This window comes from Planobispora longispora (assembly GCF_016863135.1).
Taxonomy (GTDB): Bacteria; Actinomycetota; Actinomycetes; order Streptosporangiales; family Streptosporangiaceae; genus Planobispora; species Planobispora longispora.
The window spans coordinates 64,802-89,810 of record NZ_BOOH01000034.1; the positions used below are offsets into that span (position 1 = coordinate 64,802).

24 protein-coding genes are annotated in these 25,009 nt (G+C 73.0%); 15 read left to right on the forward strand and 9 right to left on the reverse strand.

Going from position 1 to position 25,009, the window contains the following annotated elements; genetic code table 11:
• Window positions 1-44 precede the first annotated feature (44 nt).
• Window positions 45-509: a hypothetical protein gene (locus tag Plo01_RS20605; RefSeq protein WP_239316726.1), complete on the reverse strand. Its 465-nt coding sequence runs from the start codon at window positions 507-509 to the stop codon at window positions 45-47.
• A gap of 244 nt (window positions 510-753) precedes the next feature.
• On the opposite strand from Plo01_RS20605, the gene Plo01_RS20610 reads away from it, so the two are divergent.
• The 7 genes from Plo01_RS20610 to Plo01_RS20640 all read left to right on the forward strand — a co-directional run bounded on the left by Plo01_RS20610 (window position 754) and on the right by Plo01_RS20640 (window position 10,186).
• Complete coding sequence (locus Plo01_RS20610) at window positions 754-1,821, forward strand: LLM class flavin-dependent oxidoreductase (protein WP_203892284.1); 1,068 nt, start codon at window positions 754-756, stop codon at window positions 1,819-1,821.
• Window positions 1,818-2,882 carry a hypothetical protein gene (locus Plo01_RS20615; protein ID WP_239316728.1) on the forward strand — a complete coding sequence of 355 codons (1,065 nt, stop codon included), beginning with the start codon at window positions 1,818-1,820 and terminating at the stop codon, window positions 2,880-2,882. The genes Plo01_RS20610 and Plo01_RS20615 overlap by 4 nt, the downstream gene beginning before the upstream one ends.
• Before the next feature lie 18 nt (window positions 2,883-2,900).
• Window positions 2,901-4,502: an AMP-binding protein gene (locus tag Plo01_RS20620; protein ID WP_203892285.1), complete on the forward strand. Its 1,602-nt coding sequence runs from the start codon at window positions 2,901-2,903 to the stop codon at window positions 4,500-4,502.
• 53 nt (window positions 4,503-4,555) lie between these two features.
• Window positions 4,556-5,782: a class I adenylate-forming enzyme family protein gene (locus Plo01_RS20625; RefSeq protein ID WP_203892286.1), complete on the forward strand. Its 1,227-nt coding sequence runs from the start codon at window positions 4,556-4,558 to the stop codon at window positions 5,780-5,782.
• A gap of 16 nt (window positions 5,783-5,798) precedes the next feature.
• Window positions 5,799-7,109 (forward strand): FAD-dependent oxidoreductase, encoded by a 1,311-nt coding sequence (locus Plo01_RS20630; RefSeq protein WP_203892287.1) that lies wholly within the window; start codon window positions 5,799-5,801, stop codon window positions 7,107-7,109.
• Between the two features lie 85 nt (window positions 7,110-7,194).
• Window positions 7,195-8,946: a sensor domain-containing diguanylate cyclase gene (locus Plo01_RS20635; RefSeq protein WP_203892288.1), complete on the forward strand. Its 1,752-nt coding sequence runs from the start codon at window positions 7,195-7,197 to the stop codon at window positions 8,944-8,946.
• Window positions 8,947-9,019: 73 nt separating this feature from the next.
• On the forward strand, window positions 9,020-10,186 hold the full coding sequence (locus tag Plo01_RS20640) for a DUF6986 family protein (RefSeq protein WP_203892289.1): 1,167 nt from the start codon (window positions 9,020-9,022) through the stop codon (window positions 10,184-10,186).
• 36 nt (window positions 10,187-10,222) lie between these two features.
• Here the strand turns inward: Plo01_RS20640 and Plo01_RS20645 are convergent, their stop codons facing one another.
• From Plo01_RS20645 to Plo01_RS20655, 3 genes are all read right to left on the reverse strand, one after another.
• Complete coding sequence (locus tag Plo01_RS20645; protein WP_203892290.1) at window positions 10,223-10,897, reverse strand: copper homeostasis protein CutC; 675 nt, start codon at window positions 10,895-10,897, stop codon at window positions 10,223-10,225.
• A 52-nt stretch (window positions 10,898-10,949) separates the two neighbouring features.
• Window positions 10,950-11,585: a GNAT family N-acetyltransferase gene (locus Plo01_RS20650; protein ID WP_203892291.1), complete on the reverse strand. Its 636-nt coding sequence runs from the start codon at window positions 11,583-11,585 to the stop codon at window positions 10,950-10,952.
• Between the two features lie 195 nt (window positions 11,586-11,780).
• Entirely contained in the window at window positions 11,781-12,527 is a 747-nt protein-coding gene (locus tag Plo01_RS20655; RefSeq protein ID WP_203892292.1) for a GntR family transcriptional regulator, read from the reverse strand.
• A 262-nt stretch (window positions 12,528-12,789) separates the two neighbouring features.
• On the opposite strand from Plo01_RS20655, the gene Plo01_RS20660 reads away from it, so the two are divergent.
• The 3 genes from Plo01_RS20660 to Plo01_RS20670 all read left to right on the forward strand — a co-directional run bounded on the left by Plo01_RS20660 (window position 12,790) and on the right by Plo01_RS20670 (window position 17,179).
• The gene (locus tag Plo01_RS20660; RefSeq protein ID WP_203892293.1) at window positions 12,790-12,996 is read left to right on the forward strand and encodes a hypothetical protein; all 207 of its coding nucleotides are present in this window, start codon (window positions 12,790-12,792) and stop codon (window positions 12,994-12,996) included.
• A gap of 197 nt (window positions 12,997-13,193) precedes the next feature.
• On the forward strand, window positions 13,194-15,152 hold the full coding sequence (locus Plo01_RS20665) for a serine/threonine-protein kinase (RefSeq protein WP_203892294.1): 1,959 nt from the start codon (window positions 13,194-13,196) through the stop codon (window positions 15,150-15,152).
• Window positions 15,152-17,179: a serine/threonine-protein kinase gene (locus Plo01_RS20670; RefSeq protein ID WP_203892295.1), complete on the forward strand. Its 2,028-nt coding sequence runs from the start codon at window positions 15,152-15,154 to the stop codon at window positions 17,177-17,179. The genes Plo01_RS20665 and Plo01_RS20670 overlap by 1 nt, the downstream gene beginning before the upstream one ends.
• Window positions 17,180-17,236: 57 nt before the next feature.
• Here the strand turns inward: Plo01_RS20670 and Plo01_RS20675 are convergent, their stop codons facing one another.
• Window positions 17,237-17,638 carry a Zn-ribbon domain-containing OB-fold protein gene (locus tag Plo01_RS20675; protein WP_239316730.1) on the reverse strand — a complete coding sequence of 134 codons (402 nt, stop codon included), beginning with the start codon at window positions 17,636-17,638 and terminating at the stop codon, window positions 17,237-17,239.
• 4 nt (window positions 17,639-17,642) lie between these two features.
• Window positions 17,643-18,785: a thiolase C-terminal domain-containing protein gene (locus Plo01_RS20680; protein ID WP_203892296.1), complete on the reverse strand. Its 1,143-nt coding sequence runs from the start codon at window positions 18,783-18,785 to the stop codon at window positions 17,643-17,645.
• Window positions 18,786-18,983: 198 nt separating this feature from the next.
• Here Plo01_RS20680 and Plo01_RS20685 point away from each other — a divergent pair, with 198 nt between their 5' ends.
• Both Plo01_RS20685 and Plo01_RS20690 read left to right on the forward strand, forming a co-directional pair.
• A complete protein-coding gene (locus tag Plo01_RS20685) occupies window positions 18,984-19,628 on the forward strand; it encodes a flavin reductase family protein (protein WP_203892297.1) in 645 nt (214 codons plus the stop codon).
• A 40-nt stretch (window positions 19,629-19,668) separates the two neighbouring features.
• Window positions 19,669-20,820 carry an acyl-CoA dehydrogenase family protein gene (locus Plo01_RS20690; protein ID WP_203892298.1) on the forward strand — a complete coding sequence of 384 codons (1,152 nt, stop codon included), beginning with the start codon at window positions 19,669-19,671 and terminating at the stop codon, window positions 20,818-20,820.
• Window positions 20,821-20,920: 100 nt separating this feature from the next.
• Here the strand turns inward: Plo01_RS20690 and Plo01_RS20695 are convergent, their stop codons facing one another.
• Both Plo01_RS20695 and Plo01_RS20700 read right to left on the reverse strand, forming a co-directional pair.
• Window positions 20,921-21,400 carry an SRPBCC family protein gene (locus tag Plo01_RS20695; protein WP_203892299.1) on the reverse strand — a complete coding sequence of 160 codons (480 nt, stop codon included), beginning with the start codon at window positions 21,398-21,400 and terminating at the stop codon, window positions 20,921-20,923.
• Window positions 21,342-21,785, reverse strand: a complete 444-nt coding sequence (locus Plo01_RS20700) for an ArsR/SmtB family transcription factor (protein ID WP_203892300.1) — start codon at window positions 21,783-21,785, stop codon at window positions 21,342-21,344. Before Plo01_RS20700 ends, Plo01_RS20695 begins: the two co-directional genes overlap by 59 nt.
• A 218-nt stretch (window positions 21,786-22,003) precedes the next feature.
• On the opposite strand from Plo01_RS20700, the gene Plo01_RS20705 reads away from it, so the two are divergent.
• The gene (locus Plo01_RS20705) at window positions 22,004-22,348 is read left to right on the forward strand and encodes a hypothetical protein (RefSeq protein WP_203892301.1); all 345 of its coding nucleotides are present in this window, start codon (window positions 22,004-22,006) and stop codon (window positions 22,346-22,348) included.
• A gap of 255 nt (window positions 22,349-22,603) precedes the next feature.
• Here Plo01_RS20705 and Plo01_RS20710 read toward each other — a convergent pair whose 3' ends face one another.
• The gene (locus Plo01_RS20710; protein ID WP_203892302.1) at window positions 22,604-23,281 is read right to left on the reverse strand and encodes a hypothetical protein; all 678 of its coding nucleotides are present in this window, start codon (window positions 23,279-23,281) and stop codon (window positions 22,604-22,606) included.
• A gap of 62 nt (window positions 23,282-23,343) precedes the next feature.
• On the opposite strand from Plo01_RS20710, the gene Plo01_RS20715 reads away from it, so the two are divergent.
• Window positions 23,344-24,117, forward strand: coding sequence for a MerR family transcriptional regulator (locus Plo01_RS20715; RefSeq protein WP_203892303.1), 774 nt, complete (start codon window positions 23,344-23,346; stop codon window positions 24,115-24,117).
• A 218-nt stretch (window positions 24,118-24,335) separates the two neighbouring features.
• A complete protein-coding gene (locus Plo01_RS20720) occupies window positions 24,336-24,956 on the forward strand; it encodes a pentapeptide repeat-containing protein (RefSeq protein WP_203892304.1) in 621 nt (206 codons plus the stop codon).
• Window positions 24,957-25,009 lie beyond the last annotated feature (53 nt).

Here is a 25,009-nt window from a genome sequence, read left to right on the forward strand (position 1 = left end):
CGGCCACTGATCTGTTCACGGCGGCATACGGGGGCGGCCGCCCGTCAGCCTCCGAGGAGCTCCTCCCAGGGGTGGCGGGCGGCCGGGGGGCGGGTGGTGTCGAGGGCGTCCGCCAGGCGCCAGGGGGCGGGACGGGCGTCCAGGCGGGCGCGGCCGAGGGGGTCGACGGCCCGCAGGACGAAACGGACGCCCATCACGTCCAGGACGGCGGTCCCGGCGGCGACCAGCCCGGCCGGGGCGACCAGGGGCACGCAGTGGTCCGGCTCGCGGACGTGGGCGGCCAGGGTGTCCGCGACCTCGGAGGCGTACAGACCCTCGCGCCACTCGATGTGCCAGCTGTGGTCGGCCCCGCGCCACCAGGTCAGGTCGGAGCAGGTCTCCATCAGTTCGGCGTCGCAGGCGAGCGCGGCCATCACCCGGCCGAAGGCCTCGAAGCGGCGCGCGCCGGTCAGCTGGATCTGGATCTCGTCGGGCGCGATCGCCGCGCGCCCTCCGCACAGTCCCCTCATGACTGGGAGCGTCCCATCTCCGAAGTGTCGCGTCCCCCTCTTTGCCTCTTCTTCGCCCCGGCCTCACGAGAACCCGCCCTGCCGGCTCCCGCTCCGGCCCCGCGGGCGCCCGCCCGGCCGACCGGCCCGCCTCACGGCGCGGTCGGCTTGTTGCCGTTGCACCCGGCTGGTAATCTCGCCAAGCGAGCGCTTGGTTAAGTAAGAGCCCGCGACCGGGGATCGACGTGACACAACGGAGGCGTGGATGACGTCCCTACGGATCAGCCTGGGATACGAACTGGAGGTCCGCGGGCGTTCCCGCGAGGTCGAGCAGCGCGCGTTCCGGAACGTGATCGACCAGGTGGTCCTGGGCGACCAGCTGGGCTACGACACCGCCTGGTTCGTCGAGCACCACTTCACCCGGGGCTTCTCCCATTCCTCCGCCCCCGACCTGGTCCTGGCGGCGGCCTCCCAGCTGACCGAGCGCATCCACCTGGGTCTCGGCGTGGTCCTGCTGCCCTTCCAGTCCCCGATCCGCACCGCGGAGCGCGTCGCGACGCTCGACGTCCTCTCCGGCGGCCGGGTGGAGTTCGGCACCGGCCGGGGCGCCTCCCCGCTGGAGTACCAGGCGTTCCAGCGGCCGTTCGAGAAGTCCCGGCAGATCTGGGAGGACTCCCTGGAGGCCACGCTGGCGATCTGGAAGGCCGACGGCGAGCCGGTCAGCCGCTCGAACGAGTTCTTCGAGATCCCCGACGTCGCGGTCTACCCCCGCCCGGCGCAGGTCCCGCACCCGCCGGTGTGGGTGGCCTCCACCTCCCTGGAGGGCTACCTCGCCGCGGCCAGGCACGGCTACAACCTGCTCGGCATGACGATGCTCAAGGGCCTCGACGACGTCGCCGAGGACATCGCCAAGTACAAGAGGTGCCTGGCCGACAGCGGCTTCGACCCCGAGACGCGGCGGATCGCGCTGATGATCCCCTGGTTCGTCGGGCGGACCCGCGAGGAGGCGATCGAGATCGCCGCCGATCCCGTGCTCTGGTACATCAGGCGCCAGGTCAACCTGGTCACACCGCCCGACTACTACGACGCCCGGCACGCCACCCACAAGGTCCTCGGCCAGCTCGCCGCCGGCCTGCCGCCGGAGGACGCCATGGCCACGCTCCGCGAGCACCACATGGTGGTGGTCGACGACGTCGAGGGCTCGCGCAAGGCCGCCGCCCGGATCGCCGAGGCCGGGGCCACCGACCTGATCCTCCAGGCTCAGGTGGGCGGTCTCGCGCACGAGCAGGTCTGCTCGTCGATGCGGCTGTTCATGACCGAGGTGATGAAGTGACGACCCCGATGACCTGGCGGACCCGGAGCGACCTGGCCGCCGCGGGCCGCACCGCGACGGGACTCCTGCACGTCTCCCCGGACGGCGACACCGTCGTGCCGGGCGACCCCGCCGGAGCCGCCGGAGCGTTCGTCGCGGCGCTGCGGGCGGCGGGCGTGGACCCCTCGGACCGGGTCGTGGCGGCGCTCTCCGGGGACGGCGAGCTGGCCGCGCCGCAGTGGACGCACGCCGCGGCGGAGGTCGCGGCCGCGGCGGCCGCGGTCGGCCCCCGCGGGCGGCTCCGGCTGCACCACGCGCTGGAGACGCTGAAGGCCACGACGCTGGTCATCACGCCCACCGGGGCGATGGACCTGCTGGCCCGGCTGCACCTGGAGTTCCTGCTCGACCCGCTGGACCTGGGACTGCGGCACATCGTGCTGACCGGTGAGATCGCGTCCCGGCGGACCATGGACCACCTCGCCGCCGAGTTCGACGCGGAGGTCACGGAGGTCTACTGCTCGCCGTTCACCGCCGCCCCGCTGGGCTGGAGGTCCTCGGAGGCGGAACCGCTCACCCCGATCGCCCCGGGGTCGCTCGCCCTGGCCTCGCTGGAGAAGGACGAGCTGCTGGCCCCGCCGTACGCCGAAGGGCTGGCCGAGCTGGTCGTCGCCGACGGCGACACCGTCCTGCGGACCGGGCAGGTCGCCCGGGTGCCCGCCGGGGACGCGGTCCCCGCGCCCGCGCACACCGTCGGCGACCACGTGCTGGTGCGCGGGGTCTGGCTCTCGCTGGAGCGCGTCCGCAAGGCGATGGGCAGGATCGACGGGGTCTCCGGCTGGGAGCTCGGCATCTCGCGCCAGGGCACCCTCGACGCCGCCGTCTTGACGGTGACGTTCAACCGGGAAAGTCTCATCGACAACCCCATGTGGAAGTCCCGCATCCAGCAGTCGCTCAAGGCGCTCACCCCGATCACGATCACCGTCGAGGTCGCCGGGGAGGTCGCGGAGGCGAGCACGCCGGGCACGGTGAACGACGCGCGGGGCCACCACCTGGGCAGGGACCGCACCGCCATCGCCCGCTGACGTCCCGAAAGGCGCGAGATGGAAGTTCCGGACTGGGGGACCATCCCCCGGATGTTGCGCGACCAGGCCAAGAACCATCCCTCCGACATCGTGGTGGCCGACGGGGAGGTGCGGCTCTCCCTCGCCGAGCTGCGCACCCGGGCCGCTTCCGTCGCCCGCGGGCTGATCGCCCTGGGCGTGGCGCCCGGCGACCGGGTCGCGATCTGGGGCCTCAACGACCTGCAGTGGGTGGTCGCGGCGTTCGGGGTCTGGGACGCCGGGGCGGCGGTGGTGCCGCTGTCGTCGCGGTACAAGGGCATCGAGGCGGCCGAGCTGCTCCGCGCGACCGGGGCGGTCCTGCTGATCACCGGGGAGAGTCTCGACGGCTCCTCCTTCACCGACCTGCTGGCCGACGCGATGGGCGGCCCCGTGGCCGGGCGCCCCTTCGCCGGGCTGCACGACCTGCGGCACGCGGTCGTGCCCGAGGGCCTGGAGCGTCCCGGGACGCTCCCGCTCTTCCGGCTGCTCTCCGCGGGCTCGCGGGTCTCGCACGCCGAGGTCGAGGAGCGGGCCTGCGCCGTACGGCCCGGCGACCTGTGCGAGATCATGTCCACCTCCGGGACCACCGGCACGCCCAAGGGGGTGATGCTGGAGCACGGGCAGGTCCTGCGCGGCTACTGGGACTGGGCGGAGATCGTCACGCTCGGCCCCGGGGACCGCTACCCGGTCGTCGCGCCGTTCGCCCACGGGTTCGGCCTCAACGCCGGGCTGCTCGCCTGCGTGCTGCGCCGCGCCACGATGATGCCCATCCGGGCGTTCAGCCCGGACCTGCTCACCGAGCTGATCCGGGACAAGAGGATCACGATCCTGGCCGGGCCGCCGACCCTGTTCCACCGCATCCTGGACGAGGTCGACACCACCGGCCACACGCTCCGGGTGGCGATCTGCGGCGCCGCCGCGGTCCCGGCGGAGCTGGTCCGGCGGCTGCTGGACCGGCTCGGGCTGGAACGCATGATCAACGCGTACGGGCTGATGGAGGGCACTGTCGTCTCCATGACCAGGGCGGAGGACCCGGTCGAGGTCATCGCCTCCAGCACCGGCCGCGCGGTTCCCGGCGTCGAGGTCAAAATCGTGGACGACGGGGGCGCGGAGGTCCCGGCCGGGGAGCGCGGCGAGATCCTGGTCCGCGGGTACGGCGTCATGCGCGGCTACTGGGGCGAGCCCGTCAAGACCGCCGAGGTGGTCCGCGACGGCTGGCTGCACACCGGCGACATCGGCGCCCTCGACCCCGCCGGCAACCTGGCGATCGTGGACCGGAAGAAGGAGCTGTTCATCGTCAACGGGTTCAACGTCTCCCCCGCCGAGGTCGAGGGCCTGCTGCTGCGGGAGGGCTCGCTGGCCCAGGCGGCGGTGGTGGGGGTCCCGGACGTGCGCCGGGGCGAGGTGGGCTGGGCGTTCGTGGTGCCCCTGCCGGAGGCCGGCGCCGACCCGGAGAAGATACCGGACAAGATCATCGCATGGGCCCGGGACAACATGTCCGGCTACAAGGTCCCCGCGCGCGTGATCGTGGTGGACGCCCTCCCCGTGAACGCCAACGGCAAAATAGACAAGCGGGCATTGAAGGAACGGACCGCCATATAGGCGGTCGCGGGAGTACTTTGGAGATGGCCGCCTTCACCATGGGGAGCCCGCCCATGCTCCGACTGCTCTCCGGGGAGGCCGCACGCAGGTTCGGGGGGCGCGCCGCGGTCGACTCCGGCTCCCTCGTCCTCTCCTTCGCCGAGCTCGACCGTCTCTCCGACGGCGTCGCCGCCGGGCTCGCCCACCGGGGCGTGCGGATGGGCGACCTGGTGGTGCTCGCCCTTCCCGACGGACCCGAGTTCCCGATCTGCTACCTGGCCGCGGCCAAGGTGGGCGCGGTCACCGCGGGGCTCCGCCCCGACCGGCCCGTCCCGCCGGCCCGCCTCGATCCGGCGCTGGTGGTCGCCGCCCCCGGGACGGCGCTGCCGGGGCTGGAGGTGGTCACCCTTCCGCTGCGGGACGGCCCGGCCGGGCGCAGGCCGTACGATCCCGGACGGCTGGGAGCCCTGTACCGGTCCGAACCGCCGCCCCCGCCGCTCCCGCCCGACCCGAGGCGGCCGGTGGCCGTGGTGTTCACCCGGGGAGCCGTGCGCAGAGCGGACGGCGGGACGGCCCCGCGGGGCGCGGTGTTCTCCACCCGCCGGCTGGAGGCGGTCCGCGCGCACGGGGCCGGGCTGCGCTGGGGCACCGGCGAGGCGAGGCTGCTGTCCCGTCCCCTGGGGCATTTGACGTTCATGACCAGGCTCCCGGTCTTCCTGCAGACCGGGCGGACCGCGCTCGTGCCGCCGCGCTGGGAGCCGGAGACGGTGCTGCGGATCCTGGCCGAGCAGCGGCTGGGCGTCCTGCAGGGCACCCCGGGGCAGCTGGCGGAGCTGCTGTCCCACGAGGCCGCCGCGGCCGGGGGGCCGGTGCGGCTGCCGTACCTCCGGATGGTCCTGTCCAGCGGCGGCGCGCCGGCCGCGGAGCTGATCCGGGCGCTGCGGAAGCGGTTCGGCGTGCCGGTCTGCAACCGCTACCTGTGCACCGAGGCCGGGCTGGGCCTGGGCACCCGCCCCGAGGACCCGCCGGAGGACGCCGAGCACACGGTGGGCCGCCCGCGCGGCGGGGTGAGCGTCGCGCTGCGGGACTCCTCCGGGCGGTCGCTGCCGCCGGGCGAGATCGGCGAGGTGCTGCTCCGGTCGGAGGCGGTGGCGGACGGCTACTACCGCGACGCCCGGGCGAGCGCCGGGCTTTTCACCCGGGATGGGTACGTACGCACGGGAGACATGGGATACCTCGACGACGCCGGCCGGTTGAGTCTGGTGGGGCGTGCTTCGGTTGATACACAATCGCGGGCATAACCCTCTGGGAGGCGACGTGTCATTGCGAGTCGCGATCATCGGATCAGGGCCCGCCGGGGTCTACACGGCCGAGGCGCTGGTCAAGCAGGCCCCCGGGACGGTCGAGGTGGACGTGCTGGAACGGCTGCCCACGCCCTACGGCCTGGTCCGGTACGGCGTCGCCCCCGACCACACCTCGATCAAGTCGATCGCGGGCTACCTCCGCCGGGTGCTGGAGCTGCCGGGCGTGCGCTTCCTGGGCGGCGTCGAGTTCGGCCGGGACGTCACCGTCGAGGACCTGCGGGCCTGCTACGACGCGGTGATCTACTGCACCGGCGCGATGGTGGACCGGCGGATGGGCATCCCCGGTGAGGACCTGCCCGGCAGCGTGGCGGCCACCGATTTCGTGAACTGGTACTGCGGGCATCCGGACATGCCCGCCGACCGGTTCGTCCTCGACAGCCCCGAGGTCGCGGTGATCGGGGTGGGCAACGTGGCGGTGGACGTGGTGCGCGTCCTGGCCAAGACCGCCGAGGAGCTGCGGGCCACGGACGTTCCGGAGGAGGTCCTGACGCGGCTGGCCGAGAGCCAGGTCAAGGCCATCCACATGATCGGCCGTCGGGGGCCCGAGCATGCCAAGTTCACCCTGAAGGAGCTGCGGGAGCTCGGCGAGCTGGTCAACGCGGACGTGTGCGTGCGTCCCGACGAGGCCCCGATCTCCGGCGACCCGGCGGCGCTGTCCCGGCAGATCCGGGGGAACGTCGAGGTGATCCAGGCGTGGGCCGCCCGCACGCCCGCGGGCCGTCCCCGCCGGCTGGACGTGCGCTTCTGGATGCGCCCGGTGGAGATCCTGGGCGACGGGCGGGTGGAGGCCCTGCGCCTGGAGCGGACCCGCCTGGAGGACGGCCGGGTCGTGGGCACCGGCGAGTTCGAGACCATCCCGGTCGGCATGGTGCTGCGCTCGGTCGGTTACCGGAGCGTCCCGCTGCCCGGCGTCCCCTTCTCCGAGGCCACCATGACCGTGCCCAACGAGGCGGGACGGGTGCGCGAGCGGGAGTACGTGGCGGGCTGGCTCAAGCGCGGCCCCACCGGCGTGATCGGCACCAACAAGTCCGACGCCGCCGAGACGGTCCGCACCCTGCTGGCCGACCTCGACGGCCTGGACCCGGTACGGCGCGCGGACCTGGACGCCGTCCTCGCCGAGCGCGGGATCTCCCCCGTGACCTACCGCCAGTGGTTGTCCATCGAGGCCGCCGAGGCCGACCTGGCCCGCACCCTCGGCCGCGGCGAGCGGGTGAAGCTGCCGGGCCTGGCCGCCATGCTCGGCGCCCTGAACCGGCCGGAGTGAACCGAAAATCACCCAGCGTGTTCGCTATTTCACTCAAATGGAGGGAATCGCTAAGGAGGTGGACACCTCCGCCGATGGGCCCTTCGTGAACGGACCACTGGCTGACAAGGTTCCGGGACGGACGTCGAGGACACCCGCCCCGGGAGACTCGTCGCGCTCGACCTCAGACAGCCCTGCCGGGGCACTCACTGTCGAAGCGATCTGCGCCGAGCTGGACACGCTGGAGAGCGCCAGCGTCTACAACATCGAGACCGCCTACGACCACGCCGTGGAGCTGGAGCGGGCGGCGGAGGAGCTGGGCGAGATCGTCGCGGCGCTGCGCGCCCGGCTGATCCAGGCCGACGTGCGGATCCGCTCGGGTGAGGTGACCGCGGTCGTCCCGGTCATCTGGCAGGTCAACCAGTGGGCCGACGCCAACGGCTGCCGCCCCCTGCTGGCCCGCAGCCATCTGCTGATGGCCCGGGTCTACCGCGACCTGGGCGACGTGGCGTCCACGCTGGAGCAGATGGTCTCCTCCATGGAGGCGCTCGACGAGGACACCCCCTCCCGCATCCGGCTGACCCACCTGATGAAGCTCGCCGACGCGCTCGACGAGAGCGGCTCCAGGGACGCCTCCCACGAGCGCTACCGGCAGGCCGAGCGCCTGGCCGCCACCATCGACGTGGAGCGGCACGTGGCGGTGCTCAACAACCTCGCCTACTCGGAGTACTCGGCCGGGGATTACGAGCGTGCCTGGGAGGTCGTCGAGCGCATGCTGACGATCAGCGAGGCGCGCGGGTACGACCCCGACACGACGATCATGGACACCGTCTCCCGGGTCCAGGTCGGCCTGGGGCACTACGCCGAGGGCGTGATGACCGCCGAGGCCGGCATCGAGATGTACGACTCCCAGGAGCTGACGCAGGCCGACTCGCTCCCCGAGGCCCTGCTCACCCTGGCCATCGCGCAGCGGCACCTGGGCACCACCAGGGACGCCGAGCGCAACCTGAGCACCCTGAAGGACGCCCAGAAGACCCTCGACCGCGCCCGCGCGATCTGCGAGGAGCACGGCTTCGTCAGGATCCTGGTCCAGATCAAGCAGGAGCAGGCCGAGCTGTACGCCGCCTCCGGCGACTACCGGAAGGCCTTCGAGGCGTACAAGCTCTACCACGCCGCGGAGAAGGACCTGGTCTCCATGCAGCGGGCGGCCCGCGCCCACACCCGGCAGGCCATGTTCGAGGCGGCCGAGGCCCGCCAGGAGGCCGAGCGCTTCCGCGAGCAGGCCCGCCGCGACCCGCTCACCGGGCTGCGCAACCGCCGGTACGTGGACGAGCACCTGCCCGGCCTCCTCGCCGACGCCGCCTCGACCGGCGGCGCGGTGACGGTCGCGCTCGTGGACCTCGACCACTTCAAGCGGATCAACGACACCTGCTCCCACGACGTGGGCGACCAGGTCCTGGTGGCGATCGCCAAGATGCTCGAGGCCGTGCCGCCCTGCGACACCGGCGCCTCGGGCTTCGCGGCCCGCATGGGCGGCGAGGAGTTCCTGCTGGTCCTGAACGGGATGACCCCCACCGCCGCGGTGGCCAAGCTGGAGGACCTGCGGGCCTCCATCGCCGCCCGCTCCTGGCAGTCGCTCACCGGCGACCTGCCCGTGACGGTGAGCATCGGCGTGACGGCCTCCCAGCCGCACAGCGGCCAGGCCGAGCTCCTCAACCTCGCCGACGCGAACCTGTACACCGCCAAGCACAAGGGACGCAACCGCGTCTGCGCCACCTCCGGCGCGGCTCCGGTGCCCACCCCCTCCGGCGACCGGCGGCGTCACCGCGACGCCCCGCTCCCGGCGGACACCCGCTGAGCCCGGCTCGCCGGAGCCCCGGGGCGAGGCACTAAGGTGCGACGGGTCAGGTACGTCCACGAGGAGCACCACCATGCGCGTCACACTCGCCGACCCTCTCGCCCTGATCCCGGGCTTCGCGCAGACTCACCGAGAGCAGTCGGCGCGTTATCCGGCGGCGGCGCCGGGGTGGCAGCCGGTGCACACCGTCTACGTGCCGGCCGACCGGTTCGGCGCGGAGACGCCGGCGCAGTGGGGCGCCGCGGCGCTGGAGCTGTTCACCCGCCACCTGGCCGGGCCCGGCGATCTCGCCGCGGTCTTCGGGGTGGACGCGCATCTGGCCGATGACGTGCACGCAAGAGTGGCCGCCAAGCTCCGCCGCGAGCCGGTCGAGGACCTCCGGGTGGACTTCGAGGACGGGTACGGAGTGCGTCCCGCCGAAGAGGACGGCCACGCCGCGCGCGCGGCCGAGGCGGTCGCCGCCCTGCACGCGGCCGGGGCCCTCCCCCGCCGCTGGGGGCTGCGGGTCAAGTCGTTCGCCGACGGCGACCCGGGCCGGAGCCTGCGGACGCTGGACGGGTTCCTGACCGGCGTCGTCGAGCGGGCCGGGCTCCTGCCGGAGGGGTTCACGGTCACCTTCCCCAAGGTGCTGATGAAGGACTACCTGTACCAGTTCACCGACTGCCTGGGAGCGCTGGAGAAGGGGCTGGGCCTGGCCGGGGGCACGCTGCGGTTCGAGATCCAGGTCGAGGCCACCCAGACCGTCGGCTTCCTCGACTCCTCCCTGGCCGGCTCGCTCGGCGGGAGGCTCGCGGCCGCCCACTTCGGCGTCTTCGACTACACCGCGAGCTGCGCGCTCCCCCCGCACGAGCAGCGGCTGGACCATCCGGCCTGCGACCACGCCCGGCACGTCATGCAGACGGCGTTCGCCGGGACCGGCGTGGAGCTGTCGGACGGCTCGCTGGCCGCCTCCCCCGCCTCCGACGGCAGGGACGACGTGCACGCGCTGTGGGCGCGTCACGCGGAGCTGGTCGGGCACTCCCTGCGGCACGGCTTCTCCCAGGGCTGGGACATGCATCCCTCGCACCTGGTCAGCCGCTTCGTCACGGTCTACGCCTTCCACCTGCGCCACTACGCCGAGTTCTCCGCCCGGGTCCGGGCGTGGGAGGAGCAGCGCGAGGCCGGCGGCGGGGTGATGGACGAGCCCGCGACGGTCAAGACGATGGCCGCCGCGCTGCGCCGCGCGGATCTGGCGCTCTGAGTCCGCGCTCCCCGGCCCGCGGACCCGGCACCGCGGTCAGTCGATCAGGGTCCGCCACCGGCGGACCCTGAAGGGGTCGACCGGGTCCGACCACGACGCCCGCACGGCGCTTCCGACGTGGAAGGCCCGCACGCCGTACTCCAGCAGGACCGGGACGTGGGCGGGCTTCAGCCCGCCGCCCGCCATGATCAGGGGGCCGTCGCCGGCCTCGCACCGGGTCTTGAGGACGGGCAGGCCGTCCCCCACGCCGCCGGGCGCGCCGGAGGTGAGCACGGTGGCGAGGTTGGGCAGCAGCCGGACGGCGCGCCAGCCCGCCTGGACGTCGGCGGCGTGGTCCACCGCCCGGTGGAAGGTCCAGGGCAGCGGGGCCACCGCGTGGATCATCGCCTCGGTGGCGGCCAGGTCGACCGCGCCCTCGGCGTCGAGGAAGCCGAACACGAACCCGGCCGCGCCCGCCTCGGCCAGGGCCTTGGCGTCGCGCCGCAGCCCCTCCAGCGATTCGGGCGTGGCCAGGAACGCGGGCTCGGCGCGCAACATGACCATCTGCGGCAGCGCGCACACCTTGGAGATCTCCGCGACCGTCTCCGCCGCCGGGGTGAGCCCGTCGGAGGCCATGTCGGCGACGATCTCCAGGCGGTCGGCGCCGCCCTCTTCGGCCGCGACCGCATCACGCGCGTCGAGCGCGATCACCTCAAGCAGGGACCCGGTCATAAGATGAGGCTATCGGATGGCTTTGTCCGAGATCTCTGGGGATCGCCCTGATTCAGGCATGCTCCGCGACCCGCTCCGCGGGCGCCGGCGCCCGCCGGTCCGCGAACGGCAGCGCGGTTCCCGCAAGCCCCCCGCGCACCCCGCCGAGCCGCTGGAACAGCGCTCCCGAGGCGCGGTGCGGCAGATCGACCGTCCGCAGATGGGTGAACCGCTGGCGCCGGTAGTAGTCCTGCAGTCCCGGGTTGTCCTTGGAGCAGTCCAGCCGGAGCCAGCGCCTGCCCTCGGCGAGCACGCGCAGCCCCGCCCAGTCGAGCAGCGCCTCGCCCAGCCCGCGGCCGGAGTGGCTGCGCGCCACCGCCAGTTTGTGGACGTAGAGCGCCGCGTCCGGGCTGTCCTGCGGGGTCCAGAACTCGGGGTCGGCGTTGCCGTCCAGGGCCACGGTCGCGGCGGGGCGGCCCTCGCCGTCCCCGTCGTCCTCCCCGTCGATCACATACAGGGTGCCCTCCTCGATCAGCGGGATGATGCGTTCGGCGGGGAAACCGCCGGCGGGCCACTGCCGCACGCCGCGGCCGTTCAGCCAGGCGGCGGTCTTCGCCAGGAGCCCGAGCACGCCGGGGAGGTCGTCGCGGGTCGCCCTGCGGAGGGCGAGGCGACGCCGGGTGACGAGATTGACGGTGTTCGAGTGCATGATTCATCCCTTCGTTGCGTTCGGTACACGAGTTGACACGTTCCGTGATCGGCCGATGGCGCACGGCATCCAGGCCGGCCCTCGGAGAGGTCCTAGGGGCCGGAGGCGAAACGGGGGAAGAGACGGGGAAAGAAGCGCCGCCGCCCGCGGCGCGGGCGGGGCGGAGACCACCCGGCCGGGGTGGTCACGGGGACCTCAACGGCTTTCCAGCTCGTACCTGATCAGGTGCTTGTCGGCGGGGAGCACGGAGACCGCCACCCGTACGGGGACGTCTTCCTCGTCATAGCCGACGCGGACATAGACGAGGACCGGCGTGCCCGACTGGAGCTGCAGTCGCTCGGCCTCCGAACTGGTGGGCATCCGTGCCCAGATGTCGTCCACGACCCTGATCTGGGGGTGGCCGAGTTCCTCAAGCACCCGGTTGGCCCCGCGCGCGATGTCACCGGGACGGGCGATCTCCGATCCGGAGACCAGCGCGAGCGGGAAGTACGAGTCATTGGTGTTGTACGGCTGGCCGTCCACGAACCGCAGCCTGCGGCGGACCACGGCGAGCTCCTCGTCGGGCAGTTCCAGCCTGCTGGCGATCTCCTCCACCGGACGCACGATCGACACCTCGATCTCCTGGCCCGGCTTGCGGCCTTCCTGGGACACCGCCCAGGCGAAGGCCTCCCGAGTCTCCCCGGGCTGCGGCTGGAGCTCTCGCTGGGGATGCATGAGCAGCGGACGGCGTTCCCTGACCACGGTGCCCCGGCGCGGCGTCCGCGTGACCAGGCCCTCGTTGACCAGCTCACCGAGGGCGAGCCGGACGGTGTTCCGGCTCACCTGGTGGGTGAGCATGAGTTCGGATTCGGTCGGCAGCTGATCCCCCGGTCCGAGCACACCGGTGTAGATGGTCCTCCTGAGCTCGGAGGCCACCAATTGGTACAGCGATGACCGTGCCATTAAATCCCCTTTGTTCCAACAAACCTAGACGATCTGGTTCTAGTGGGGAACAGCCCCTTGACCTAACCTGCCAGGGGCCGCATCATCCAATCGTTGGTACAAATCCATCGAAAGGTCGGCAAGGGGGTGGAGGCCGGTGCCGTTGGTCCGTGCGGATGCGCCGTACCTGCCCTGGCGTGATCCCTGCGAGGCGACACGTTTACTGCGCTACGCGTTGCACCGCCAGGGGTTCACCCACACCTACCAGAGCAATGGGAACGGGATGTCCGTGCTTTCGGTGCTGACCGATCTGACCGTGTGGTGCAAGAGCGGATCGTTCATCTGGAGAGAAGACGGGTGCGAGATCTCGCACCCGGCGGACGATCCGGTCGGAGCGGCACGAATGATCTCCCAGCACTACCGGCGACCGGCCGCCGAGGACGACTCGGAGGTGATGGATTTCGCCCCCACCGACTCCCTGCGCGACTGACCGGCCTGAGGACCCCATCCCTCGCCGGGGTCCTCTACCGGCGCGCAGGGCGGAACGCGTCCTGGCGGGTCCCCCACGCCCGCCAGGGCGCGCTTTCGTGTGACGTTTCCCGATTTCGCGGGCTTCCGCTTTCCCGCGAGACACACCCATAATGGGCGCTCAGGTGAAATGTCTCATCGAGAGACAGGGGCGTCTGAATGCCGCATGCCGCACCTTTAACCCCGGCGGATCCACGGGAATTCGCGGGTTACCGGATCACCGGCAGGTTCGACGACCCGCGCTCGGAGGGCACCTATCTCGCCGAGGCCCCCTCCGGCGGTCAGGCGGTGATCCGGATCCTCTCCGGCGGCGCGGACCCCGACCGTTTCCTCCAGGCCGTGGAACCGCTGCGCGGGGTGTCGGCGTTCGGCGTGGCGCAGGTCCTGGGCGGCGGCGTGCACGACGGCCGGCCCTACCTGGTGAGCGAGCACGTCGAGGGCCCGGCGCTGGCGGAGGCGGTCCCGGCGGACGGCACGCTGCGCGGCGCCGCCCTGGACCGGCTGGCCATCGGCGCCATGGCCGCGCTGGCCGCCGTGCACCGGACCGGCGTCGTGCACGGCGACATCCGCCCGGAGACGGTGGTCCTGGGCCCCGACGGCCCCGTCGTCACGGATTTCGGGCTCGTCCAGGCGCTGGGGGCCGTGGACACCGGGCCGACCCGGTCCGTCGGCCTGCCCGCCTACCAGGCCCCCGAGCAACTGGGCGGTTCCCCGCCCGGCCCCGCGGCCGACGTGTTCGCCTGGGCGGCGACCATGGTGTTCGCCGCGACCGGCGTCTCCCCGTTCGCCGCCGGCACGGTGGCCATGACGATCAACCGGGTCCTGCGCGACGAGCCGAACCTCACCGCCGTGCCCGGGGAGCTGGGCTCCGTGCTGGCGGAGTGCCTGGCCAAGGACCCGGCGGACCGGCCCGCCGCCGGCGCCGTGCTGATGCGGCTGATCGGCGAATCGTCGCTCCTGCAGGCCGCCACGGCAATCGCCACCGGGCAGGTGCCCCACCCGCCGGCTCCCCCGCCGCGCGGAGGCCGTCGCCGGCGCGCCCTGCTCCTGGGCGGCGCCTTCCTCGCGGTGGCGGGCGTCGCCGGCGCCGCGGTGTACCTGGTGGCGCCGCCTCGACCGGCGGAGATCCGGCAGGCCGCCGCGGCGGTCACGCCCGGCGGCTCGCCGGCCCCGGCGCCCACGGCCGCCCAGCCCGTCACGACGGCGCAGCCGACCACCGCGGCCTGGGCGAAGGTCGAGAAACCGACCTCGGAGGTCGAGCTCGCCGGCACCTCCGTCACCGTCCACGAGCACCCCTCCGACCCCGTCAAGCTCAGCACCTACCTGCTGGCCAAGCAGCCGTTCACGTCCTACCTGCGGGAGCGGTCCGGGAACTTCCGCCAGGTCGGCACGGCGGAGCAGGCCGTGCCGTCCCCGGACGGCAGATGGGTGGCGCTGAACCCGTTCATCAAGTTCGTCGAAGCCGACCACGACCGGGTACGGCTGAGCAACCCGTCCACCGGGGAGCAGTTCACGGTCGCCACGGTCGAGAAACCCCTGCAGACGACGTTCCCGGTCTGGTCCCGCGACGGTTCCCGGCTGCTGCTGTCGATCCACGACCCGGAGAAGGAGCTGATCACCGGTTTCGTGCTCGTCGACCCGGTCTCCCGTACCGCCACCGCCGTCCAGGCCGAATACTTCGACCACGCGGCCAGGCCGTTCACCTTCATGCCCGACGGCCGGATCGCCCGCGGGTTCTCGGACGGCAAGCGGATCGGGATCAACGTCTACGACACGTCCGGGCGGGTGGCCAGGTCCATGCACTGGGTGGGCGGCCCGCAGGGCACCTCCTGGTTCTCCCCCTCCGGCGCCCTGTTCGCCACCTACTGCCCCAGGGGCGACGGGAGCATCTGCGTCTGGAGCACCGCGGAGGGCGAGCGGCGGGCCACCATCACACCGCCCGCTAAGGCGCAGCTGGACGGCTGGTTCAACGAGCAGCACGTCATCGTGCGGGTCCCGCACAAGAAGGGCGCCCGCCTCCAGCTCGTGGGCCTCGACGGCGCCGTCGAGCGTGTGCTGGCCGACGTGCCCCGGGAGGACGAGGCCTTCCTCAGGTTCGACCCGGTCGCGCCGAAGTGATGTCCCCCGGCACGCACCCCTCCCCCGAGGATCCCGGGCTCCGCGAGCTCCGCGAGCTGCCGGCGGGCTACCGCGTGCTCGGCAGGCTCGGCGCGGGCGGGCAGGGCGTGGTGTACCTCGCGGAGCTCGCGGAGCCCGCGCGCTCCGCGGAGTCGGCCGGGGGCGAGCGCGTCGCGGTCAAGGTGCTCCACCGGCACGCGGCCGGCGACCTGGGCCCGTTCCTCGCCGAGGCCGAGATGATCCGCAGGGTCCGGGCGTTCTGCACCGCCCAGGTGGTGGACTCGGGGGTGGCCGACGGCCTGCCGTACCTCGTCACCGAGTACGTCGACGGGCCGAGCCTGGCCCGGGTGATCGATGAGCGCGGCGCGCTGCGCGGGGCCGAGCTGGTCCGGCTGGTCTTCGGCACGCTCACCGCGCTGGCCGCCGTCCACCAGGCCGGGGTGGTGCACCGGGACTTCAAACCGGCCAACGTGCTGCTCGGCCGGGACGGGCCGCGAGTGATCGACTTCGGGATCGCCCGGCTGCTGGACGCCGCCGCCGGCACCGGCGAGCTGGTCGGCACGCCGCCCTACATGGCGCCGGAGCAGTTCGACGGGGCGGAGGCCGGACCGCCCGCGGACATGTTCGCCTGGGCCTCCACCGTCGTCTGCGCCGCCACCGGCAGGCCCCCGTTCGGGACCGGACCGCCCCCCGCGGTGATCAACCGGATCCTGAACGAGCCCCCGGACCTGGGCGAGGCGGGGGAACTGGACGACGAGCTGCGCCGGCTGGTGACCGCCTGCCTGGACAAGGACCCCGCCCGGCGGCCCACCGCCTCCGGCGCCCTGATGCGCCTGCTGGGCGGGGAGGTTCCCGCGCGGGAGCTCCTGCCCGAAGGGAGCCGCCGGGCCGCGCCGGACGCCCCGCCCGAGGGGGGCGTCCCCGCGGGGGGAGGGCCCCGCGGGAAGGACACCGCACCGCCGCCCGCTCCGGACCGGGCGCGACGGCCCCGGCGGGCCGTGGCGGTGGGGACCGCGCTGGCGGTCGCGCTGGTCGCGGGCGGTCTGGTGACCGCCCGCCTCCTGGCGGCCGGCGACCCGCCGGCCTCCTCCCCGTCCGCGGCTCCGCCCTCCTCGCCCGACCCCGTCGCCCCGCCGACCATGGCGGCCGAGCCGACCGCGCGGACTCCCGTCCCCGGCTCCGGGGTGACGCTGCACGAGGACCCCGCCGACGAGATGCGGGTCTCGTCCTACTGGGACCGGCGTTCGAAGGAGGCGCCCTGGTTCCTGCGGGATCCCCGCTCGGGCGCCTTCCGGCCGGTCGTGGAGCCGCGGCAGGCGATGGAGGTGGCCCCGGGCGGGCGCCTGGTCGCGTCGCTCTCGGCCCTGCGCCTGTACACGCTCGACTACGACCGCGTCCACATCGCCGACCGCGCCTCCGGCGGCTCCTACGACATCCGCACCGTGGACCGGCCGCTGTTCACCGGCGACCTCTCCTGGAACGACGACGGCACCCGGCTCCTGCTCACCGTCTACGCGGAGGCCAGGGACGACGCGCCGTCCGTCGGCTTCGCGGTGGCCGACCCGGCCGGGCGCACGGCGCGCGTCACCCGGATGCCCGCGACCGAGCACCCCTACATATGGGGTCCCGAACCCGGCACCGTGCTGCAGCGGGGTCCCGGCGGCGCGGTCCGGGTGTACGGCCTGGACGGCACGCCGCGGCGGACCATCCCCGGCGTGGGCGACCTGCTCCGGGGCGGGGCCGTCGCCACCGCCGGGGGCGGTCTGTTCCTGACCGCCTGCCCGGACGCGCCCGGGGACACGTGCGTCTGGGACTACCGCTCGGGCGCGCGCGAGGCCAGGCTGCGGACCGGCGGCCGGATCACGGTGCACGGCTGGCTGGGCGCGGAGCACCTGCTGGCCACCCGGAAGGGGGCGAAGGTCTCCGAGGTCGTCATGCTCGACCTGTCGGGGAAGGCCGTCCGGGTGCTCGCCGACGGGCCCGCCGCCGAGGTCGACAAGATCGCCCTGTCGTACACGCGGAAGTAGTCGTGCACGCAGGGGGAGGAGCCCGCAGGGCCACTCCGCCGGGGAGATCCGGGGCTCTCAGGCCGCCGGGCGCCAGTCGATCAGCGTCAGCCCGTCGTCCACCGCGGTGAAGGCCGCCTCGACGCGCTGCCCGGCCCGCGGGGGCTCCTCACCTCGCCAGTTGCCGTACATCACGCACTCGGGCGCGGCGGCCAGCCTGACCATCACCACGACGTACGGCTCCCGCACCCCGGGCAGGAACGGCTGGTGGCTGACGATCCAGCTCTCGATCCGCCCGGCGGGCTCGACCGGCTCCCAGCTCCACTCCGCGCCGCGGCAGCGGTGGCAGTAGGCGCGGGCGGGGAAGCGCGGCGTGCCGCAGGAGCCGCACCGCTGGAGGGCGAACTCGCCCGCGCGGACCCGGTCCCACCACTCCGCCGAGTCCCGGTCGGTCACCGGCCGTATCGCTTCCGCGGACACGGGTTCACCCCTTCCTGAGGATCAGCGCCGAGGTGGCGGGCAGGATGTAGCCGGGCTGGGCGGTGGACAGGGCCACCTCGGCGCCGTCCACCTGCCGGTCGCCGGCGTCGCCGCGGAGCTGGGAGACGGCCTCGGCGACGTGGTTGATCCCGTGCACGTACCCCTCGGAGAGGAACCCGCCGTGGGTGTTGACCGGGATCCCCTCCCCCGAGGCGGCGTACGGCCCGCCCTCGCCCTTGGCGCAGAACCCGTAGTCCTCCAGCTGGACGACCACCGAGTAGGTGAAGCAGTCGTAGATCTCGGCCACGTCGATCTCGGCGGGGCCGACGCCGGCCTGCCGGTACAGGCGGGGGGCCAGTTCGGCGGCGGCGGTCACCGTGACGTCGGACGGCCCGCCGGACAGGAACGAGTCGCCGCCGCCCCAGGCCGCCGCGGAGATCAGCACCGGCGGGCGGCGCAGGTCGCGGGCCCGTTCGGCGGTGGTGACGACCAGGGCGCAGGCGCCGTCGGTCTCCAGGCAGCAGTCGAGCAGCCGGAACGGCTCGGCGATCCAGCGGCTGGCGAGGTAGTCGTCGAGGGTGATCGGGGTGCGCATCAGGGCCCGGGGGTTCTTGGCCGCGCTGGCGCGCTGCCGTACGGCGAGCTGCCCGAAGTGCTCTTCTTTAGTTCCATATTTCGCCATGTGGGCGCGGGCGAACATCGCGTACTGCTGCGGCGGCGCGACGTACCCGTAGGGCGCCTGATACTGCACCTCGGGACTGACCGGCAGGCCGCGGCCGGTCCCGCCCATCCGGAACTCCGAGCGCGCGTTGATCGCCCGGTAGCAGACGACCGTCTCCGCCACCCCGGCCGCGACCGCGAGCGCGGCCTGCCCGATCACGGAGTGGGAGACGCTGCCGCCGCCGAACTGGTCCAGGTGCCAGGAAGGCCGGTGGACGCCGAGCGCGGGGCCCACCACCGAGGGAGCCGCGGAGTCGCCGACCCGGTGGGTGGCCAGGCCGTCCACGTCGTCGGCGGTCAGCCCGGCGTCCTCCAGCGCGGCCAGGATCGCCTCACAGGCCAAAGTCAGCGTGCTGACACCGGAATCCTTGGAGAACCGCGTGTACCCGACGCCCGCGACGGCCGTACGGTCCCGGAATCCCGCCACACGCACCCCCTATCCAAGCAAGCGCTTGGCCAGAGGCTAGGCTGGTGCGCCGCGAGTGTCAACGAACACACTTTTTCCGGCGCTTCCCTACCATCCAAGCAAGCGCTTGGTAATATGAAGGGGACGGCGGACCCCCGGTCCGCCGCCGCCATCCCCACGGGGGGCCGATCGGGCGCGATTGAGGAGGCGAGAGCGACCATGGGCACCCACGCGGCACGGCTGCTGGAACCGGAGGGCCACTCCCGCGCGCATCTGAACGGACACGGGACCACCGGCAACGGAGCCGCCATGCGCAACGGCCTTCTCCCGGGTCACTCCGACGGATCCGGCGACCGGTCCCGCAGGCCCGGCGACCGCAACGGGCCCGTCGACAGCACGCGGTTCCGGTCCGTGCTCGGCCACTTCGCCACCGGCGTCGTGGCCATCACCGCGATCGACCCCGACACCGGCGCGCCGTGCGGCCTGGCCGCCAACTCCTTCACCTCGGTCTCGCTCGACCCGCCGCTCGTGGCGTTCTGCGTGGCGCACACCAGCACCAGCTGGCCGCGCGTGCGCGCCGCCACGACCCTGACGGTCAACGTGCTGGCCGAGCACCAGCAGCCGGTCTGCGCGGCGCTGGCGAGCAAGGGCGGCGACAAGTTCGCCGACCTGGAGTGGACCGCCTCCCCCAGCGGCAACCCCGTGATCAGCGACGCGCTGGCCTGGATCGACTGCTCCATCGAGGCCGAGCACCCGGCCGGCGACCACGTCATCGTCGTCGCCCGCGTCCACCAGCTCGACGTCCACGGCGACAGCGGCCCGCTGGTGTTCTTCCGCGGCGGCTACGGCCGGTTCCACACATGACCGGGCTCACCGGGGCCGGGCGGCCCGCAGAGGAGGGCGCGTGACCGCCGCCTTCCGCGAGGAGATCCGCTCCTGGCTGGAGAAGCACCTGAGCGGCGAGTTCGCCCACGCCCGGGGGCTGGGCGGGCCCGGCCGCGAGCACGAGGGCCACGAGGTGCGCCTGGCCTGGGAGCGGCTGCTCGGCGCGGCGGGCTGGACCTGCCTGGGCTGGCCCGGGGAGCACGGCGGGCGGGAGGCGTCCCTGGCCGAGCAGGTCGTCTTCCACGAGGAGTACGCCCGCGCCCAGGCTCCGGCCCGGGTCGGGCACATCGGCGAGGGCCTCATCGGCCCCACCGTCATCGACTACGGCACCGAGGAGCAGAAGCGCCGCTTCCTGCCGCCGATCCGGCTCGGCGAGGAGCTGTGGTGCCAGGGCTACTCCGAGCCGGAGGCCGGGTCCGACCTGGCGAACGTGCAGACCCGGGCGCGCCTGGAGGGCGGCGAGTGGGTGATCACCGGCCAGAAGGTGTGGACCTCCCTGGCCCACGTCGCCGACTGGTGCTTCGCCCTGTGCCGCACCGAGCCGGGCTCGGCGCGGCACAGGGGGCTGTCGTACCTGCTGATCCCGATGGACCAGCCCGGCGTCGAGGTCCGGCCCATCGTCCAGCTGACCGGGACCAGCGAGTTCAACGAGGTCTTCTTCGACGGGGCCCGCACGGCCGCCGCCAACATCCTGGGCGCGCCCGGCGACGGCTGGCGGGTGGCGATGGCCACGCTCGGCTACGAGCGCGGCGCCTCCACCCTCGGCCAGCAGATCGGTTTCCAGCGGGAGTTCGACCGCGTCGTGGAGACCGCCAGGCGCACCGGCGCCGCCGAGGACCCGGTCCTGCGCGACCGGCTGGTCCGCTCGTGGCTGGAGCTGCGGATCATGCGCCTGAACGCGCTGCGCACGATGACCTCCCTGGCGGCCGGGGAACCGGGCCCCGAGGTGTCGATCGCCAAGCTCTACTGGTCGGAGTGGCACCGGCGGCTGGGCGAGCTGGCGCAGGCCGCGCAGGGCAGGGCGGGGCTGGTGGCCGACGGCCCGCCGTACGAGCTGAACGACCTGCAGCGGCTCTATCTGTTCAGCCGTGCCGACACCATCTACGCCGGGTCCAGTGAGATCCAGCGCAACATCATCGCCGAACGCACCCTCGGCCTCCCCAAGGCATAGCTCCCCGGATCCTCCTGCCTGCCGGGGCCGGAATCCGGGGAGCGGGCCTCCGACGGCCCGGGCCGCGGGTGAGGCGTGCCCGGGCGCGTCACCGCCCGCCTCAGCGGGCCGTCAGCTCGGCGAGCAGCTCCTCCAGGCGCTCGTCGGAGTCGCGCACACCGTGCTCCATGCCGGAGGCGACCATCCCGTCGCGGTCCTCGACCGACTGGAAGACCGAGACCGTGCGCACCAGCGTCCTGCCGTCGCGCTCCTCCAGGGTGAGCGTCTCCAGGCAGACGTGGCCCGGCATGCCATCGAACTCGAAGGTCTGCACGATGGCGTCCGGCGACGGGGTGCCGTGGAAGATCCCGTGGAAGCCGTACTCGTTGCCCTCGGCGTCGGTGGAGATGTAACGCCACCTGCCGCCGTCACGCACGTCGTACTCCTTGACCGTCATGGTCAGGTCGCGCGGACCGAGCCACTTCGGCAGCAGCTCCGGGTCGGTGTACGCGCGGAAAACCAGGTCGCGGGGGGCGTCGAACTCACGGGTGATGATGATCTGCGGGAGGCCGGGCTCCGCGGTGATCTGCGTCTTGGCCATTGTCTTCTCCCCTTGCTCGAACGGATTCGTCACCTTCGCCACGGCCGGGCGTCTCGTCCCGGCCGCCTTGCAGCACCACGAGCAGCTCGTCGAGCCTCTCGTGGCTCTCGTCCCAGAACCGCTGGTAACGGGCCAGCCACGTGGTCACCTCGCGCAGCGGCTCGGCCTCCAGATGGCTGAGCCGGGCGGTCGCGCGCCGGGTGCGCGAGATGAGGCCCGCGTTCTCCAGCACCTTGAGATGCCGGGAGATCGCCGGCTGGGACACGTCGAACGGCGCGGCGAGCTCGGCGACGGTCGCGTCACCTTCGATCAGGCGCAGCAGGAGCGCACGCCGGGTCGGGTCCGCGAGCGCCGCGAACACGAGACTGAGCCTGTCTTCCGCCATCGGTGGCCGCCTGTTCGATAACAGCCTTGTTTAATAACAAAACTATTCCATAACCATCATGTTAATGATGCGCCCGTACTTCCTGCCCGTCAAGAGAGCCGCAAGGAAAGTCGGTATCGTGATCCGTGGCGGGCCCGTAGCGCTTGCTCCCCGGGGCCCGAGACGCGAACCGGACCCGCGACGGCGACCGTCACCGGCGACACGACGACCGGAGAGCCATGGACCGCGAGAAGATCACCCTCAGCGGCGCCCAGGAAACCATGCTCGCCACGCTGTACGGCAGAGCACTGAACAGCCGCTCACCGAAATCGGTCCTGCACGACGACGAGGCCGCCAGGGCGGTCCGGCGCATCGACTACGACTTCCGCAGGACGGGCGTGGCAGCGACCACCGCGGCGGGAGTCGCGCTGCGAGCCCGGCAGCTCGACGGGATACCCGCCGACCGCCCGGCCGTGGCCGTCTTCGAGGGCCTGACGATGTACCTCCGTAAGGAGGACGGCAAACGGCTGATCCAGCGGATCACCGGGCGCTTCCCCGGCGGACAGCTGCTCTTCGACGCCTAACTGCGGGAGGTGCCGCCTTTGAGCGGGGACGCCTTCGCGGACGCCGTACTCGGAGCCGAGGGGATGGACCCGCACCTCTACCAGGACCTGCGCCGGCAGGTACGCGACAGAATCCGGCGTCTCCTCGTCACTGTCGGCCCGACGAGCCAAGCCTACGGTCTGCTCTGCCGAAGTGCCGGACCGACCAAGCCGCCGAGATCGAATGCGGGTCCGCTCCGGAGGAGCAAGCCGTACGGCCCTACTCTCGCGAATGGGTCACATGGCTTGACGCCGGCGACCGGCCAGGTACCGCCACCCCAGGGTGCCGTACCAGATCATGATCGGCAGGTGGAGGGCGTACCCGAGCTGTTCCAGCGCCACCGTCGGGCCGCCGGTCCCGGTCGTCCACGGGAGCGCCGCCCCGGCCAGACCGGAGAGCGCGGCGATCATGCCGGCGATGCGGAGCCCCGCGGGCATCGGGATGCCGGCCGCTCCGGCGGCGGTGGCGGCGACCCACAGCAGCCCGGCCAGGTTGACCACCCACTTGGCGGTGAGCATGAGCGCCAAGGCCACGGTGGTGGCCGCCGGGGCGGCGGGGTCGACGGCCAGCCGGGTCAGGGCCAGGTTTCCGGCGTCGTGGAGGAGGCCCGCCAGCCCGGCCGCGGTCAGCAGGCCGCCGGAGAGCGTCACCATGTGCGGTCTGGGCGCGTCCGCCGGGCGGGCGGCCAGCGCCAGCCCGGCCGCGGTCAGCGCCAGCCAGCCCAGCACGTCGAGGGCCAGCTCGGTCATGTGCAGTACGGTCTGCTCGCCCACCGCGGCCAGCGCGGCGCCGGGGTCGGACGGGTTCAGGGTCAACCCCGATGGCACCACGATGGCCGCACCCGCCACCATGGCTATCGGCGAGATCAGCAGCAGCACGCCGGTGAGCCGGTTCCGAGAGTTCAGATCAGTCATGGACGGTGACGGTAGAACCCTGACACAGGGGCAAGGTCAACATGCCGGGGAGAGGAGACACCATGTGGCGGATCGGGCAACTGGCGCGCATGGCCGGCGTCTCCGAGCGCACGCTGCGTCACTACGACAAGGTCGGACTGCTGGCCCCCGCCGCAGTCGACCGCACCACCGGCTACCGCTGGTACGGCGTGGCCGAACTGTCCCGGCTCGAACGCATCCGCGGGCTGCAGCGCCTCGGCCTGCCGCTGCGCCGGATCGCCGACCTGCTGGACGCTCCCGAGACACAGCTGCGGCAGGCGCTGACCGAGGTCGTGACCGGCATCCGGCATGACATCGCCGCAATGGCCACGACCGCAGCACACGCCGAGGACCATCTCGCCACGCCGATGTCGATCCTGCCCCAGCAGGCCGCGGTGGGCCCGCGCCGGCTGCGCGTCCGCCGCATGCGTCTCGACCATCCGTCCGAACTGGCCGCCGTCTGCCCGGCGCCACCGGCGACGCTGGTGACCTGGCTCGACGGGCAGCCGACGGGCGCGTTCACCGTCGCGGTCACCATCGGCCGGGACGGCGAGCGGCTCGTCCTGCCCGCCCGTACCGTCGTGCGGGCCGTCGTCCCCCCTTCGGGAGACGTGGTCAGCGCCGGGCAGGAGCTGTTCGGCTGGCTGCGCCGCCATCGCCTGGGCGTCGCCGGTCCCACTGTGGAGGAACACCTCGTCGACGCCGACGGCGTCCGCGCCGTCGTCCTTGAGATAGCCACCTCGCCCCTTATAGACACCTCGCCCCTGAGGCAGCCGTCTGTTCCCCGGACCGCGCCCACACCGCTTGACCGCAGGTGACCAGACGGGGCAAGTCAGGCCGAAAGTCCATCCCTGGTGGGACCGTTCTCCTCTGATCCCGCCGGTACGGGCGTGCGATGGTGTTCTCAGACCCCCGGAGACGAGGCGCCCCTCTGACTGCCGGGTCTCCGGGGGCTACATGATCGGGCGGGTCCGCGCGGGGCGCGGCCGAGGAGCCGCCCCGGAGATTGTCGGTCCGGTGGAGCAGGATGGCCGGCATGGCTGAGCGCAAGTACGGCGTGCCCGCGCCCGAGACCCGGACGACCATCCGCTCCGAGGACTGGGGCTGCGACGATCTTTCGGACCGCGCCTTCGAACGGGTCGCCTTCGTCGACGTGGACATGACCGAGGCGACGAGCCGGGGGGCGACCTTCACCGAGTGCACGTTCCGCGACGTCCGGTTCAACGCGTCCGTCCACTCCGAGAGCGCGTTCCTGAACTGCACCTTCACCCGCTGCACGTTCTTCGACGCCGCCTTCACCGGCTGTAAGCTCGTCGGCAGCATGTTCGACGACTGCACCTTCGACCTGCTCAAGGTCGACGGCGGCGACTGGTCGTTCGTCGGCCTGCCGGGAGCCGTCCTGCGCGGCGCCTCCTTCACCGGCGCGCGGATGCGCGAGGCCGATCTCACCGGCGCGCGGTGCGAGGGGGCGACGCTCCGGGAGGTCGACCTGTCCGGCGCGTGGCTGCACCGGGCCGACCTGTCCCGCTGCGACCTGCGCGGCAGCGACCTGTCCTCCCTCGACCCGCTCACCACCGCGATCAAGGACGCGGTGATCGACCTCCGCCAGGCCGTCACGATCGCCACCGCGCTCGGCCTGCAGGTGCGCTCCGAGTGAACGCCGCCGGGCGGGCGGAAGACCGGGCGGCGGGAACGGTCAGCGGGCGGTAA